At 41.1% G+C, this 15,845-nt stretch carries 13 protein-coding genes; 3 read left to right on the forward strand and 10 right to left on the reverse strand.

The genetic code is table 11. The features are described 5' to 3' along the window. The first annotated feature begins 56 nt into the window (after nucleotides 1–56). Nucleotides 57–1,130, forward strand: a complete 1,074-nt coding sequence (locus tag JBW_RS21565) for an HD-GYP domain-containing protein (protein WP_007958008.1) — start codon at nucleotides 57–59, stop codon at nucleotides 1,128–1,130. 703 nt (nucleotides 1,131–1,833) lie between these two features. On the opposite strand, the gene JBW_RS24265 is transcribed toward JBW_RS21565, so the two are convergent. After that, entirely contained in the window at nucleotides 1,834–2,406 is a 573-nt protein-coding gene (locus JBW_RS24265; protein WP_007958009.1) for a helix-turn-helix domain-containing protein, read from the reverse strand. A 255-nt stretch (nucleotides 2,407–2,661) separates the two neighbouring features. On the opposite strand from JBW_RS24265, the gene JBW_RS21580 reads away from it, so the two are divergent. Then, nucleotides 2,662–3,351, forward strand: coding sequence for an AzlC family ABC transporter permease (locus tag JBW_RS21580; RefSeq protein WP_007958010.1), 690 nt, complete (start codon nucleotides 2,662–2,664; stop codon nucleotides 3,349–3,351). Then, the gene (locus tag JBW_RS21585) at nucleotides 3,344–3,661 is read left to right on the forward strand and encodes an AzlD domain-containing protein (RefSeq protein ID WP_007958018.1); all 318 of its coding nucleotides are present in this window, start codon (nucleotides 3,344–3,346) and stop codon (nucleotides 3,659–3,661) included. The genes JBW_RS21580 and JBW_RS21585 overlap by 8 nt, the downstream gene beginning before the upstream one ends. Nucleotides 3,662–3,791: 130 nt before the next feature. Here JBW_RS21585 and JBW_RS21590 read toward each other — a convergent pair whose 3' ends face one another. The 9 genes from JBW_RS21590 to JBW_RS21630 all read right to left on the reverse strand — a co-directional run bounded on the left by JBW_RS21590 (nucleotide 3,792) and on the right by JBW_RS21630 (nucleotide 15,796). Beyond that, entirely contained in the window at nucleotides 3,792–4,598 is an 807-nt protein-coding gene (locus JBW_RS21590; protein WP_007958020.1) for an acetoacetate decarboxylase family protein, read from the reverse strand. Between the two features lie 43 nt (nucleotides 4,599–4,641). Further along, entirely contained in the window at nucleotides 4,642–5,052 is a 411-nt protein-coding gene (locus tag JBW_RS21595; RefSeq protein ID WP_007958021.1) for a DUF2000 domain-containing protein, read from the reverse strand. A gap of 182 nt (nucleotides 5,053–5,234) precedes the next feature. Then, nucleotides 5,235–7,625: a glycoside hydrolase family 3 protein gene (locus JBW_RS21600; protein ID WP_007958022.1), complete on the reverse strand. Its 2,391-nt coding sequence runs from the start codon at nucleotides 7,623–7,625 to the stop codon at nucleotides 5,235–5,237. A 164-nt stretch (nucleotides 7,626–7,789) separates the two neighbouring features. After that, the gene (locus tag JBW_RS21605; RefSeq protein ID WP_007958024.1) at nucleotides 7,790–9,145 is read right to left on the reverse strand and encodes a prolyl oligopeptidase family serine peptidase; all 1,356 of its coding nucleotides are present in this window, start codon (nucleotides 9,143–9,145) and stop codon (nucleotides 7,790–7,792) included. Nucleotides 9,146–9,288: 143 nt separating this feature from the next. Next, complete coding sequence (locus tag JBW_RS21610; protein ID WP_007958025.1) at nucleotides 9,289–10,659, reverse strand: hypothetical protein; 1,371 nt, start codon at nucleotides 10,657–10,659, stop codon at nucleotides 9,289–9,291. Between the two features lie 89 nt (nucleotides 10,660–10,748). Beyond that, complete coding sequence (locus tag JBW_RS21615; protein ID WP_007958027.1) at nucleotides 10,749–12,659, reverse strand: beta-glucoside-specific PTS transporter subunit IIABC; 1,911 nt, start codon at nucleotides 12,657–12,659, stop codon at nucleotides 10,749–10,751. A gap of 120 nt (nucleotides 12,660–12,779) precedes the next feature. Then, nucleotides 12,780–13,631, reverse strand: a complete 852-nt coding sequence (gene licT, locus JBW_RS21620; protein WP_007958029.1) for a BglG family transcription antiterminator LicT — start codon at nucleotides 13,629–13,631, stop codon at nucleotides 12,780–12,782. A gap of 325 nt (nucleotides 13,632–13,956) precedes the next feature. After that, nucleotides 13,957–15,381, reverse strand: coding sequence for a 6-phospho-beta-glucosidase (locus tag JBW_RS21625; RefSeq protein WP_007958033.1), 1,425 nt, complete (start codon nucleotides 15,379–15,381; stop codon nucleotides 13,957–13,959). 226 nt (nucleotides 15,382–15,607) lie between these two features. Beyond that, a complete protein-coding gene (locus JBW_RS21630; RefSeq protein WP_007958035.1) occupies nucleotides 15,608–15,796 on the reverse strand; it encodes a twin-arginine translocase TatA/TatE family subunit in 189 nt (62 codons plus the stop codon). Nucleotides 15,797–15,845: the final 49 nt, after the last annotated feature.

A 15,845-nucleotide genomic window follows, 5' to 3' on the forward strand; every position in this document is an offset into this window, starting at 1 on the left:
AGTTATTTATGGAAGATAGCGTTTTACGATACTAAATTTTATACGGGGTGTAGCATATGAGTAGTATTAAACCTCAAAAAACACATAAAATTATCGATCAAAAAATCGAGTTCTTAGTACCGGGTATGGAATTAGCTCGGGATGCCTGCACGAGTGACGGGAAAATATTAGCAAGTGAAAGCACGATTATTAGTAAAGCTTTAATAAAGAATCTACAAAACTGGGACATTGACAAGGTATCGATCATTGCTGAAATAACAGCAAATCCCATAACAGATCCTAATATTCAAAAATTCATGAACAGCTATAATCAATCGGTAACAACTGTTCAAAAGACTTTTGAAGACATTCGTCAAACACAGGAAGTTCCCATTGAAACATTTACAAATACTGCTGATGATATCGTTGAAAATATATCTGCCACGGGCAATGCGATTGACCAATTATATAATTTACCCCAATGTGATGATTATACTTTCCGTCATAGTGTTAATGTAAGTGCAATTGCAGCCCTTATCGCCACATGGCTCAAATTTCCGCCTGAAAGCGTTAGTGCTATTGCTTTAGCTGGACTTCTGCATGATGTAGGAAAATCCCAGCTGCCGACAGAGATATTAAATAAATCCCATCGCCTTGCACCTAAGGACTATGAATTGTATAAAACTCATACTACCCTTGGATATGATCTAGTAAGCAAGATACCAAATATGGCACAAAGCGTACTTTCTGGTATATTAGATCATCATGAAAGAGAAGATGGTAATGGTTATCCCAATAAACTAACTTCAGAAGATATCCATCCTTATGCTAAGATTATAGCGGTTGCTGATTTATTTGATGAATCCTTGACGATTAATTGTGACACCCCTGGTGCGTTAAGCCCTTATTCCAGTTTGGATAAATTGCGCCAGGATATTTACTCCATTGATGCCAAAACATGTATTACTTTTACTGAAAATATGATGAACTTTCTCTCTGGTAATCTAGTCGCTCTCACAAATGGTGAACAGGCACGAGTCGTTTTCGTGAATAAAGATAAGCCATCCAACTCGATTGTGCAGCAATTTGATGGTAATGTCATTGATTTATCTGAGACAGATGATATTTGCATTCATTATATTATTAGGTAGTTAGATTTCATACACGCCATGAAAAGCCATAAGCCGATTAGCCTGACGCATAATTATACGTTGGACTAATCGGCTTTGTTTAAGTGATTATTTCTGCTAAACTACCTGTATAATTCCGCCGGACTGCTTCTGCAAAAGGCCTATCAAATCTGCATACGTCCAGTAATTATTTCGAGCAAACGCCAATTTAGAGTACAAATCAATACAATATCGATCAGTGGTTGTTGTATTTGCTACATTCAGAAACGCAGCGGGTTGAACGGAAGATTTTGCGTGAACGATAAGGGAACGAGCTAGATCATTATATTTTATGTTTTTTGAGGATTTTTGGTTACAGGTTGGATATCCAATATAAGAAAAAGAGCCGTCCACCTAATTTAAATGTCCCCTATAAAGTAGACATTAAAAAGTCTACTTTATAGGGGACATTTAAAAATTGAGACAAGACAGTATTTTCGTGTGGATAAAGCTGTTAATAACACATAATTTTGTGGATAACTTTACCATATATGTAATATATATACCATTTATTAAGATCCAGAACTATTGCAAGATCAGCGTCACATGAGCGACCTAATCATCAAGAACATCAAATATTTACAAATTCACGTGTGCCCTTAGAATTCTTAAAAGTACTTATAAGAAATTGTACTATAAATAGCGGGTTGCTTTAGTCATTCTGATATTCTGGGAAACAGACCTATTAAAGATTATTATAAGAAATGACAAAATGCAGCATGGTTAAAGAGGAAGAGGGGTTGGTATATTTATGTGGACGATCCCCTTTGAAACGAATGGAATCATAATCATCCAAATGATGAGCCTCGCCGTCTACTTCCACCGTCAATTGACCAGACATGACGGTAACAAATTCCATCACTCCCGGTTGGTGTGCCTCTGACAGATACTCCCCTCGAGGTTGTAAGTATCCTCGATAAAGCTCAATCAAACCATGGGAACGAAACAAAGGCTCAGCGATAAATACATCATTTGAACTGATCAGCTTCATCCCATCTTTCTTGCGACTGATGGAGACATCCGATTCGATAGACAATAGAGCGGTTATTGGGATTTTTAGGCCATTTGCGATTTTCCAAATTACGGACAACGTAGGATTGGCTTCGCCACGTTCGATATTGAGTAATGTTAATTTACTAACCCCGATTTGTTTGGCCAAAACATCTATACTAATTCCTTTATTCGCTCGGAACTGCCGCAGATTGATGCCAATATACTTCCCTACATCCCCTTCACCCCAAGGCTTTTCGATGTTCATTTCTTCCTCCCTCGATCAAAAGACCAGCTTTTTCTAAGTATTTTTTATAACATAATGAACAAAAAGTAAAATTTAATATACCAATTCAATGTTTATTATATTATAATGATCTATATGTAAATTTTATTATACCATTTTAGTACTTATTTTACACCATTGTCTTTTCGCTTTTGATCAGAGAGATCCCATTAGTATGAACTATTTTTATTCGAGCAGTTAATGTAATTCATGATAAAACAAGGAGCTGTTGTTAATATGGACGAAAAAATAGTGACCATAAGAACTGGTTTTACCGAAGCTTTACCATTAGCAATCGCTATTGCAGCATATGGTTTATCTTATGGTGTGCTGGCAACTCAAGCTAATTTTAGTTTAGCGGGCACCGTAGCAATGTCCTTGTTAGTGTTTTCCGGCTCCGTACAAATGGTAGCGGTTGCAATGTTAACGACGGGAGCAAGTCTAACCGGTGTGCTTTTCACCTCCATTTTGTTGAACTTGCGCAATTTGTTATACGGAGCTGCCCTAGCCGAAGGTCTTGCACCTGCTAAAAATTGGAAGTGGCTGTTAGCTTTTGGTGTTTCAGATGAACCTTTTGTTTTAGGAGTTTCAAGGTTTACAAAATATGGACCGGATCCTCTTTATTTTGGAACAATTACTGGTACTTTTTATGCAGCTTGGACCCTCTCTTCGCTCATAGGGGCTTTAATTGGAAACCAAATTGATCCTCAAAGATGGGGATTAGACTTAGCGTTTCCGATTACTTTTATCGCTCTTATTATCCCCAGTCTTAAAGGAAAACCAGTCATTGCAACAGCACTCACTGCAGTAGTAATAGCGTCTGGACTTGAATATTTAATGCCGGGTAACGAATTTACAATTATCATTACCGGTATTTTGTCACCACTTGCGGGTCTTTATTTAAATAGGAGGTCTCAAAATGCTTAATTACTGGATTCTTATCGGATTGTTAGCAGTTTCTACCTATATATCACGCATCATAGGCATCGAAATCATGGCAGGGCGAGAGATGAATGCTACCTTGCGATTATATTTTAATTATGTTCCTATTGGAATTATTTCAGCACTTATCATCAAACAAATCTTAGTACCAATGGATGGTCAACTAGTTATTTCATTTCCGGTTCTTATAGGGTGTCTTTCCACAGCAATAACAATTAAGGTACTAAAAATGTTTCTTCCTTCTGTTATGATTGGAGCAATTCTTGGATGGTTAGCTCGTTATTGTATGAGTTAAATTGATTCATCATCTTCAGCAGTATGTCGGAATTCCTAACATACTGTATTTTTCGCTGAATAATCCTATATGAACATGTTATTTTTTATTCAATGAAGATTAAATAAAAAATAACATCTCACATTTCATATTATCCCAAATCACATGAGCACAAATCCCGAAGATGAATTAGATCATCAACAGTAAGTGCAAAAGAAAAACGATATCCGGCAATAACGGTTGTCGGCCGTAAGTCGGGAAGCTCTATATAAGGATGATCAAAAATCTCCATTTTGGCCTCCCCTTTCCAGATGGGAGATACCATAACATCACGTGATTTAAGTTGTACAAGTTCGTTCACTGCCGGTTTCCCATGTTTACCCGCAGCAAGTTCTGGAAAATATCGTACGTTAACGGCTCTTGCAAAATTAGGAGAAGGAAGAGAATCAGTCAATTCGCATAAAGTAACTTGTGTTTCGATCAAACGACGGTCTTTAACGGATAAAGCAGCACCAAACTTTCCACCTGGGCCTACAACAGGATTTGCTTTTGACGGCAGATCATAAGCCCGTGTAATCCATGTTGACCCCATTTGTTTAGGCCACCCCTGAACAAGACCTCGCATTAGGGAAACATCCTGGTCAACCCATATAAATGGACAGTAAGCTACAGGTGCACCCTCAAATTGGGCAGATAATAAAATAATCGTTTCATGATATTGACTACGAACAGGATCTAAATACTCTTCATCAGTTTCACTGGAGTACTGCCATTCAATAAAATATGCCGCGCAGCGGCTTGATGCTAACTCAAGACCATCAGGCAAAAACGTTGCCGCAGCGATTGCATTCACCTCATACTCAACTGCAAGTGCATTGCCCACATAATGCCATGGCGGTCTTGGTGCAAGACTTGATGTGCCACGTGGCGTCCGTGGAAGTGTATATCCTTTAAGCACTATATTACCTCCTCATTCCATAGATTTATTCTCTTTATGCTTGTTATCGCAATAAGCCCAAATTCCCCGTTAGTTTATTTACTTTTTTCTTCGGGCCGTACAAGCAAATACCTAAATAGTAGATGTCCGAACTTGGCAAACAGGAAAGCGTTCTGATATAGTCTTCATACTCCAAGCATTTTTGAGCAACCTCGCTGAAATCTATAGCAGTTATCTCAGAATAAGCGCTGTCAAACATCAAATCCCGAATATCTTTAATTTGCTGTCTACTACCACCTAAAACAGGAATTGTTTGGGCAGTGATTCCAATATGCACGTTGCCATTAGCATCTTGTATATCACATCCTACAATGTCCTGTTGAAACATATTACTCAGACTGATTCCCAGCACTGCAGCGGTATTGGCTACTAGTCCGAGCGGAAGTTCTTTATTGATAACCATGACGATCTTCACTATACTCCCCCCTTCTTTACATTTATTTTAGCAACCTAGGCCCACTATGTATTGTAAAAAATTGACGACACTACGATAGTGTCGTCAATAATATTATTACACCTTAAAAAAACATTCACCACTCAGGTTCTCGTATAACAGTGCGCTAACGATATTACATTGTCTTTGGCAAAAATCAACCTTTATTTTGCTTTGAGCACCGGCACATTATATTTTGCAGTCCTTGCATCATTGATGACACCCTTCCAATCTATGCCGTAAGCAAAGTCATAGCTGTGACCTTCGCTGTCTTTATAGCATACCATGTCCCGTGGTACATCCTCCATTTGCGTTTCTACGGTGATCATATCCTTCGGCTGCTGCATTGGCAAAAGCCCCTGCGACTCGGTCTTTCCGGTAAGGATATCAAAGTACGCCTGATCACTGACACTGAATCCCATAAGAATAGCATCCGAAAGCGGCTCAATCTCACTGAAGATCATCGGCTTCATTGCTTTGACCATCGTGATGATCGGCATCTTTTTACCAGACTTTGCAGCACAATCACGACCATAAACTACACCATCGAGATCATGTGAATTGATGGTACGTGCCGTTTTTCCATAATAGGACCGATTTTCACCCGGATCTCCTGCAATAGAAGTCTTGCGTACAGCAGCGGAGTCTGCCGTATATTTACCATATTGCAAAGAGATTGGAATATAGCCCTCATCATCGGCATAACCAATACCATCAAAATTGTTGCCCTCCGGGGTCGGAGTATCAACCACAGCCAGTACAGCATCACATTTTGCAACTTCTACTGGATTGAGACGCACAATATCCTGCACATCAGCCATCGGTTTCCCATCCTTATCTTTCGCACTAAGTGAAGTAACACTGTCCGTCACGACGTTGAAATACTGCTGAGCAACGGCAAGATTCACTGGCAGACTCCAGTTCGCTGCGGTATAGGTTCCAAAACGTTTATTGACAATCACTGGCCGGTACACCATCGGGATGTACACCGTTGGTTTCTGTACTTCCTGACCAGCTGCCGCATGAATCACGCCACCCTTATTCTTGAGCATGACGATGGATTTGAGCTGGGCATCATAGCCTGCTGCTAAATCGGCTGGATTGCCGACAGTCGCTACACTCTGCTGTACATCAAGATACGGATTTTCAAACAGACCAAGCTGGAAAATATTGCGCAGCAAACGAGTAGCGGATGTACGGAAACGCTTCTGCATGAAGGCTTCGCCATGTTCTTTTATGCCCATCGCATAGGCATCGAGCACCGGTTGCTTTACATTGTTACCACCGAACTGATCAACACCGGCCATGAGGGCTTTATAGTGACGTTCGGCTTCCGTATAACCATCTTCAACGCCCCATGCCGTGGAAAGACCAGCTACGCCCTCACCCGGTGAATGCGTGACACACCAATCCGTACAGATAACGCCATCATATTTGTATTTGTTGCGCAAAAGATCCAATTTATACTTGCTATAAGCGCTGCCAACTTTTTCTCCCAACGAACCATCATCGGACCAGGCAATCGAATACGACGACATCACGGCACTTGGCACTTTTGTCTTGCCATCAAGCTTCAGGCCACCTTCAACAAATGGGATCAGCTGTGTTTGAAAATTATTTCCCAGATAAACCGCATATTTTCCATATTTCGAATGTGCTTCGCGACCGCCTTCACTGACACCATCACCTGGCCAATGCTTCATCATGGCATTGATGCTATTCTTGCCCCAGCCAAGGTCTTTCCCTACTGCGTCCACTGTGGACTGTACACCATCAATCGAGGCCCGGGCCATATCCCGGGAAAGTGCGGGATCTTCACCGAATGTGCCATAGAACCGCGGCCAACGCGGATCAGTTGCCAAGTCAATCTGCGGTGAAAGCCCTGTACCTATGCCCATAGCACGGTATTCTTTCGCATAGACCTGAGCAAAGTGTTTTGCAATCGACGGATCAAAAGTTGCCGCGAGACCCAGGTTACTCGGCCAGCGGGATACACCACCCGTCGTTCCCTTGAGGTACACACCATCGCCGCGCGCATCATTGCGCGGGTCGGAGCTTGTGTTGACCGGAATCGCAAACGGCTGCGCTTCTGTATAGGCCTGCATTGCATTGTTCCATTTTGCCGTAGTTTCAATGCTTGCCCCGGTATCAGCATTCAGTACGGTACGCACGTTATCCTGGCTCAGCATTTGTTTCTGCGCATCATTGAGTTCCGGTTGCAGATTGCTCTGATGCATACTATAGAGCATAAGACCGGCAATCTGATCGATACTGATTTGTTGGGCAAGATCCTCGGCACGCTGCTGCGGCGTAAGGCGCCAGTCCTCGAATTTATCGAGCTTGCCATTGCGGTTCATATCCTTAAAGACTTTTCCATCCACGGTCAGAAGCTTTACCCCGGAATCTTTCGAATATCCCAGTTCCGGCCCATGCATATTTTCGACAAGTTCATAGCCGTCTGCAGTGGTTTTCTCAACAGGCGCCTTGGCGGCCTGTACCTGTGCGCCACCAAGAACCAGCGCGATTGTAAGTGCTAATGTTGCTGTTTTTTTCATAAAATCTGCTCCTTTTTTTTAGAATTATCTGTCTTTTTTTATACCATCAGGAGTACAGCGTCAACGCCATACTTCTGCATTTTATTTATTTTTAACGCATCGCCATTTGAGGCAATGATTTCTTTGTACCAGCCAAAGGTTTTTTCTTGTAGCGTGCAAAACTGTTATCTTTTCTGTGCTGCGAGCCAATCCATAAGTTTCACAGTCTTCCCTCCGATGGTATCCTCACATTTATCATTGTATACATAAATCCAGGACCAATGCCCAGGATATTCAAATGCCGAACCATCGGCCTTTTTATACAAGCCCGTCTGGTCAACAACATTGTCAAAAAAGCTGAAATGAACATTCGTCGCACCAGCTGCCTGCAAACGCTGGAAGGTCGGCACAACATAGTCTTTTGGTGGAAGCGTCGTATCCGTCTTCGCTGCAGTAAACCAGATTGGTGTCTTCTTGAACGCCTCGATATCCGCATCGCTGATCAGTTTATCCGCCAGACCCTCACAGGTTGGGAAAGCTGCTGCAAAATACTCCGGATAATCACGAATCATGAGCATCGTCATATAGCCACCATTGGAATCCCCGCCGATATAAATACGACTCTTATCTACATTCGGATGTTCAGCGGCATAAGCCTCAATGAGCTGCATAAGGCTTTCTTCATAGATGGACGTCCCATCCCCAAAATCCTTATAACCATGCATCCAGTAGGTACGTGCCTGCGGTACAAGTACATAAGCACCACCAAAATGCGACTGCAGGGAATCATCCGCAAACATATCCGCCTTATTGGCTGAAATTGGAATTGACGGACTATCTGTTCCCCCCTCTCCCATACCATGAAGCCAGAGAATCAGCGGATGTTTTTCGTTGTCTTTCGGCTCGTAGCTTGCATAGCCATAGGACAAGCGACCAAAAATCTTATGTGCATAACTGAATTTATCGACAATCGGACGCACATTGCCCTTATTATTATCAATTACCAGCCCTTTGACCGAATCGGCGGCTTTCGTCTGTGTAATCATATATTCCGGTTTTACCCAGTTATTAAAAAAACTATTCACGTCAAAATTAAGTGCCGATCCGATGGCAATATCCGGACCGACCTTCAGCTCGATGGTCACATAGCGCCCCTTGTCAGCAGCTTTGCCATCAGCATCGGATACGTAAGCTTTCGTGACCTCACGATAACCTTCAAGATCACTGTCTTTCTGCGCTTCTGAACCTAAAGAAATCTTGTTTTTCGCCTGCATGGCCTGCTTCGGCGTCGTTGCACCTTCTGCTAAAACACGTTTCGCATAGACTTTAAACGTCCCATTATCCACTGCATTCGCGGATACGCCAACTCCCAGGTCAACGATAACCTTGGAAACTGCTGCACCCCAGTCATAGACCTCTGTGACCGTACGATACGATGGTGCTGCTTTGGCAGCCGCTTCAACGGATACACCTGAACCGAACAGCATTCCAGCCATGATCACACTGGCTATACCCGCACAAAGAAATTTTCTACAATTCATTTTACATATCTCCCTTTGAAAAACGCCAAAGAGGACAGCTCCCGTGTCCTGCCCCAGCGTTTCTTTATTTTATACAACAACCGTAATCAGGTTCTCTTCTTCTTTGATTGCCTTTTCATCCGAAGGATAGATTTCCTGCTTCATCAGAAGAAGAACTGTGCCTGGAAACGGTACATGTCGTCCCTCGCACCAGTGTCAATTTCTCTTGCCCAGGTATAGAAGGTATCCAAGAGGATGCCCTTCGCCGGTACCCAGCTTACGCCAAGACGGACGAAACGTTCATTGAGCCCGCACCAGTCCGTGACTGTTGGCCAGGTGAGGGCCGGTTCATAGCGGTAAGTAGTGGTAATGCCATAAGAGCCAGGAGCCTGAAGATTGGCCCCCTTGTACTGGAGCTGAATCCAGCGACCCGGCGACTTCGTCTTTGTGCTTGCAGTTGCCGTATCATCTCGTTTTGCATCGCTGTTGATGACACCCACACGGAGATTCCAGTTGTTATCAAATGTGTGATGCGCATGGGTATAGTAATAGAATACGCGCCCCTGATCAGGATCCTGGTAGCGGCTGGCCATAGCAGAACTCCAGGAAACACCGAAATTGATGTCATTTTTCTTGTCAAATGGATAGAAGAAGCGCAGGCTGGTAACCTGTTCATACTCACGGTCGCCACCCATGGCATCATCCCAAAGATCCATCTTGCCCGCGGTGAAATAGGTCTTGAAATCTTTTTTGCCATAATCGAGCTGCACCCCGGAGAAATCGCAGTCGATATCCATTCCCCAGCCGTAAATGTTCCATTCATTCCACTTGCCGACTTTAAGACCGAGGGCATTGTCCGCCATGCGGCCAGTCACATAGGTATCCATGGTGGTGCCCGTCTTATTCTCACTCGGTGAAAGGGATTTCAGTTCATCAAAGCCGCTGAAAGAATTACGATAGCCAAGATCGGCATGGACCTGCCAATTATCATCTACCTTGTACGTCGTATTGACTTGCACATGAACCATATTTGCGCGGGTTGTCTTGCCCGTATCCTTTTGATAGTGATCATTGCGCAGGCGGGCATAACCATCGATAGAAACCTTATCCGCAAAAGCTGCCGCTTTCTTCAGGCCAGCTTTTTCTTCTTTCGTAAAGGTCGTGCCGTTTCCCTCATTTGCAGCCTTTTCCAAATCCGCATTGTCGAGCTTCGACAGCATCTGTATCTTTTTGATGTCATAGTAATATTCTTTATTCAATTTCTGAATCGTATCCTGCTCAGCAGGCGTGAATGCTTTGAGGTTCTGCATGGCATCATCGACAACCATGGCCATTTCCATGCGGCTCATGATACGGCCTTGTGGTAGCGGTTCGGTGTAGTCATTCACATGTCCTGTGGTAATGAGCCCGTTGACGGCTTCATAAGACCAGTCGCTCAGTGGTACATCCTGAAAAAACCCCGGTGCTGCCTCGGCTTGTACGCCGCCACAAAAAATTACGGTAAAAAGTCCTACTACTGCTAATGCTTTTTTCATTATTTTTTCCTCCAACATTGCATTATTCAATTATTTAATATATTTATATTTCTAAAACATAAAGTGTCTTACAGGTGAAATATTCGTTATTATGCAATAACCGTAATAAGACTTTCCTTGTAATCTATGTTTCCTTTTTCCGTCCCAATAATATCCAAATACTGCTGGAAATTAGTGATCAGTACAGGCGTAATCACAGAATACCCTGCTGCTTTTACTTTTTCCAGATCAAATTCAACAAGGACCTGTCCACGTTTAACCTTATCACCTTGTTTCACCTTCGCCTGAAAATACTGCCCATTTAATTTTACGGTATCAATTCCAATATGAATGAGAATTTCCGTACCTTTATCTGTAATCAATCCCAAAGCATGACCCGTAGGAAAAATTGTCATTACCGTACCATCGGCCGGTGCGATGACTTTGCCTTCTGAAGGAAGTATTGCTACACCTTTTCCCACTACGCCAGAAGAAAATGCATCATCCGGAACTTCTTCCAAAGCCATCACTTCACCAATCAACGGGCTGGTCAATATTTCTTTTTCCAGAATTTTATTGCCGTCTTTTTTTACAACAAAAATCTTTTCTTCTTCCTTTTCATCATGGTAAAACGGAAGAGCTAAACCTAAACCGATAAGGAAAGAGACGATAGAAGCAATCATTCCATATTTCATGCCGCTGATATCATGCGATACCGGATCAACGAAACATGGATAAGCAAAAATACCTAATCCACCGAACATATACAGTTTCATACCAAAAAAAGCAATCAATCCGCCACCGATTGCCCCACCGATACAACTGATGACAAACATTTTTTTCCTTGGCAGAGTAACTCCATAAATTGCTGGTTCAGTAACACCAAAAATCCCCGAAATAAATGCAGGTGCGCAGAGTGATTTGAGCTTCTTATTTTTTGTCTTCAATAAAATGGCCAAAACGACTCCGGTTTGTGCAAAAGATGCTCCAAAATAAGTAACAACAACAGGATCGAACCCTTGCACAGAAACATTATTCAACATAATCGGTATAAGACCCCAATGCATACCAAAAATTACAAAAACCTGCCAAAATGCACCAATAAACAAACCTGCTAGAACCGGGCTCAACTGGAAGATTCCATTTGCTGCTGAACCTACCAATTGTCCCGCCCATGTCGATACAGGACCGATGATCACAAAAGTCAGTGGAACAACAATAAGTAACGTTAAAAATGGAACCATGAAGCCCTTAACTATAGTAGGAATAGTTTTCAACAATAGCCGTTCTACCTTAGCACCAAAATATATTGTAGCAATAATTGGAATAACACTTGATGCGTAATTCATTAAAATTACAGGAACCCCTAAAAACTCCATCTGCACCGTAGAAGCAAACATCGTCCCGGTAAACAAGTGATAAAGTGGTTCTCCTTTGATGATCGCACTGAGTGATGGATATACTAAAGCTGCGCCAACAGCCATACCACTGAATTCATTCATTTTAAATTTCCGTGCTGCTGTAAGCCCTAAAAAAATCGGCAAAAAATAAAAAAATCCATCACCGATTGTCTGCAGAATTTGATAGGTTCCTCCATTTGCATCAATAAAATCAAGCGCAACAAACATTGCATTGAATCCTTTAATCATTCCGCTGGCAGCCAGCATCCCCAAAACAGGCGTAAAAATACCAGATACAATATCAATGAAGCGATCGATCACATTCATTTTTTGTTCCGGCTCAGCACTTTCAGCCTCACTGCTCGCACCAGCAATTCCCTGTGATTTTACAATTTCATCATAAACATCACCCACTTCATTGCCGATAACGACCTGATATTGCCCTCCACTTTGCACAACTGTAACAACGCCATCCATATCTTTCAATACCTCAGTCGCTGCTTTCTTTTCATCATGCAATTTGAAGCGCAATCTCGTATAGCAGTGCGCTAACGATATTACATTGTCTTTTCCGCCAACATTTTCAATGATGACTTTTGCTAATTCTTCATACTTTCTCATCAATAATTCCTCCAAAAGTTTAAATATAACTTTGAAGGTTTGGCCAACTTAATGTCACCATCCACAAAACGATTTTCTATCCTCCTTTACTCTTAGGATTCTATAGCACTAAATATGCATTTAGGACTTAGTGAGCTTATCTTTTCTTGTTACCTTAGCGATATGAATCATCAGATAGAATTTTTCATCTGCACTCACCTGATATTTGTACTTCATCTGAATAAATACATCAATTTTCTGCACACAACGGTATGCTGCCGCGTATTTTTTCTGGACAAGTTTTTCCATTTCTTCATCGACTTCAGCAACTGTTTCTCTTTCTGTAAACATACGATTCGCAAAAAATTTCAAATGCGTAATAAAACGATAATATGGTAAGGATTCTATATCAAACTCCACTGCGAATGTATGACGAACAATATTCGTAATTTCCTGTATCAGTTTCGTGATATAGTCAGCGATTGGCTTATCTCCATCAATCTGTGCATCAACGATATGCAGTGCAATAAAACCAGCTTCATCAATTGGTAATTCTAGTCCAAATTTCTGATTCAGCATCACCAATGCCGTTTCACCAATCGCATATTCATTACGATAAAAGCGTTTGATTTCCCAATTCATCATATTCTTGATACCAACGCCTTCTCTAAAACGCGTAATTGCCATATGCAAGTGATCGGTAAGGGATATATAGACACAATCGTTGAGTTTTTTTTGCAATCTTTGCTCTGCCATCTCAATAATTTCACTAGATATCTCCATGTATTCCATCGAAAGATTTTGCACAAGCTGTTCAAAACGCTGAAAAACTTCTTGATTAGAAAGCGTATATACTTTATCAATTTCTGTTCTTGGCACATCGTCGCCACAGCGCTTTTTAAACGCAATGCCGCGCCCCATCGCGACAATTTCCTGTGCCTTTTCATTCTCAGTAATAATGACGTTATTGTTGAGTATCTTTTTTATTATCATGGCAGCCGTGTCCCCTTCCCGCACGCAAATATTTCATTTTAGACACAAAAATACCGAAAAACAGACAATTACTTATCTTTGTCCTTTTTCGGTTCTCTATCATTTCTATTCTTTTATGCATCTTAATCACCTCCAAAATTTATTTAATAAATTTGAAGGTTTGGCCAACTTAATGTCACCATCCAATATTCCGCTCTTTATTTATTGCGTTTATCATAGCATAATTCTATATATTCAGTCAATTGATATTTACATGATTTTTTTTATTTACCGAATAAAAGATGCTGAGAAAATACGCACCATCTCAGCATCTTTTAACATCACTTTATTTTAGCTCTCCGCCATTACTTGCAATTACTTTTTTATACCAGTAGAACGAATTTTTTCTACTTCTACTCATATCACCTTTACCTTCATTGTCTTTGTTAACATAGATAAATCCGTAGCGTTTTTTCATTTCACCTGTCGATGCACTGATTAAATCAATGCATCCCCAAGGTGTATATCCCATCAGATCAACACCATCAATATTGACAGCCTTCGCCATTTCTTCAATATGTGACCGCAAATACTCTATACGATACGAATCATTAATACTGCCATCTGCTTCTATTGTATCCACAGCACCTAAGCCGTTTTCCACAACAAAGAGCGGTATCTGATAGCGGTCATACAACGCATTCAGTGAGATACGTAAGCCAACGGGGTCGATCTGCCAACCCCATTCACTTGATTTAAGATATGAATTGGCAATACCCCGAATCATATTTCCTTTTGCAGCTTCTTTCTTTTCTGGTTCAGCACTTGCAACAGATGACATGTAGTAAGAGAAACCAATATAATCTACAGTACCTTCACGCAATATCGCTTCATCTTCTGGTTCCATCACAATATTTATGCCTTGCATTGCGAAATATTTTTTCGCCTTTCTTGAATAATAACCTCGGACTTGCACATCCGAAAAAATATAGTGTATATCCATAATACTCATAGCCTCAATCGAGTCAACTGGATTACATGTTTCTGGATACGTATATGGATATAGAATCATCATACCAATTTTAAACGCTGGATTCATTTCATGACCTAATTTTACAGCTTTTGCACTCGCAACAAATTGGTGATGTGCCGCTTGCATGCAAACTTTCGAATCTACTTTGCCAATTTCCATGTGAATACCTGCCGCAATCGATGGCATAATCATAATGGCATTGATTTCGTTAAAGGTCTTCCAGTATTTTACCTTATTTTTATATCTTTTAAAAATCACTTTGCAATAATTCTCAAAAAATCCAATCATTTTTCTATTTTCCCATGTGCCGTATTTTTCTACTAAGCCATAGGGTGTTTCATAGTGAGAAATCGTTACCACTGGCTCAATGCCATATTTTAGACATTCATCGAATAAATCATCATAGAATTTTAGCCCTGCCTCATTTGGTTCTAATTCATCACCAATTGGGAAAATCCGTGTCCAGTTGATGCTGGTCCTAAAGCATTTAAAGCCCATTTCAGCAAACAATTTCACGTCTTCTTTATAATGGTGATAAAAATCAATTGCCTCATGGCTTGGATAATACTTGCCATCTTCTACACCATGCGTGTATTCTCTCTTCACATGGAGCGAGCCACCTGTCATACAATCAGCAGTACTTGCACCTTTGCCATCGATATTCCATGCCCCTTCACATTGATTGGCAGCTACTGCACCACCCCATAAAAAACCTTCTGGCATTTTGTAATTCATCATCGTTTACCTCCAACATTGATTTAGTTGTGTTAAATAAAAAAACCTAAACCAACTGCAAATAGATCATTCCATCCGCATTTGATTTAGGTTTTGCCTGTTACCAGTAACAATCCTAATTTAAATTCTATTATATCTTATAACTAGGATAATTGTAGCAACACTCTCTCATTTCGTCAATAGCGAAAATTACACCTCAATGATGATAGTTTTCTGCGTATTGTCATTTCTATTTTCCTTCATTTTGTGACAAATCTTTGGCAGGTTCTGCTTTCTCGAGGTCTAGTGTCGTTGCACGCCTAAATTCCTGAATACCTCGTCCTAACGCCTTTCCCACTTCTGGTAATTTGCCAGGACCAAAAACAATCAAGGAGATCACTAATATTACTGCCAATTCAGCCATACTAAAGCTAAACATATTTCTATCCTCCACAATTAAATTACTGATCATTCATCAATGATCATAA

It is taken from the genome of Pelosinus fermentans JBW45 (assembly GCF_000271665.2).
Classification (GTDB): domain Bacteria; phylum Bacillota; class Negativicutes; order DSM-13327; family DSM-13327; genus Pelosinus; species Pelosinus baikalensis.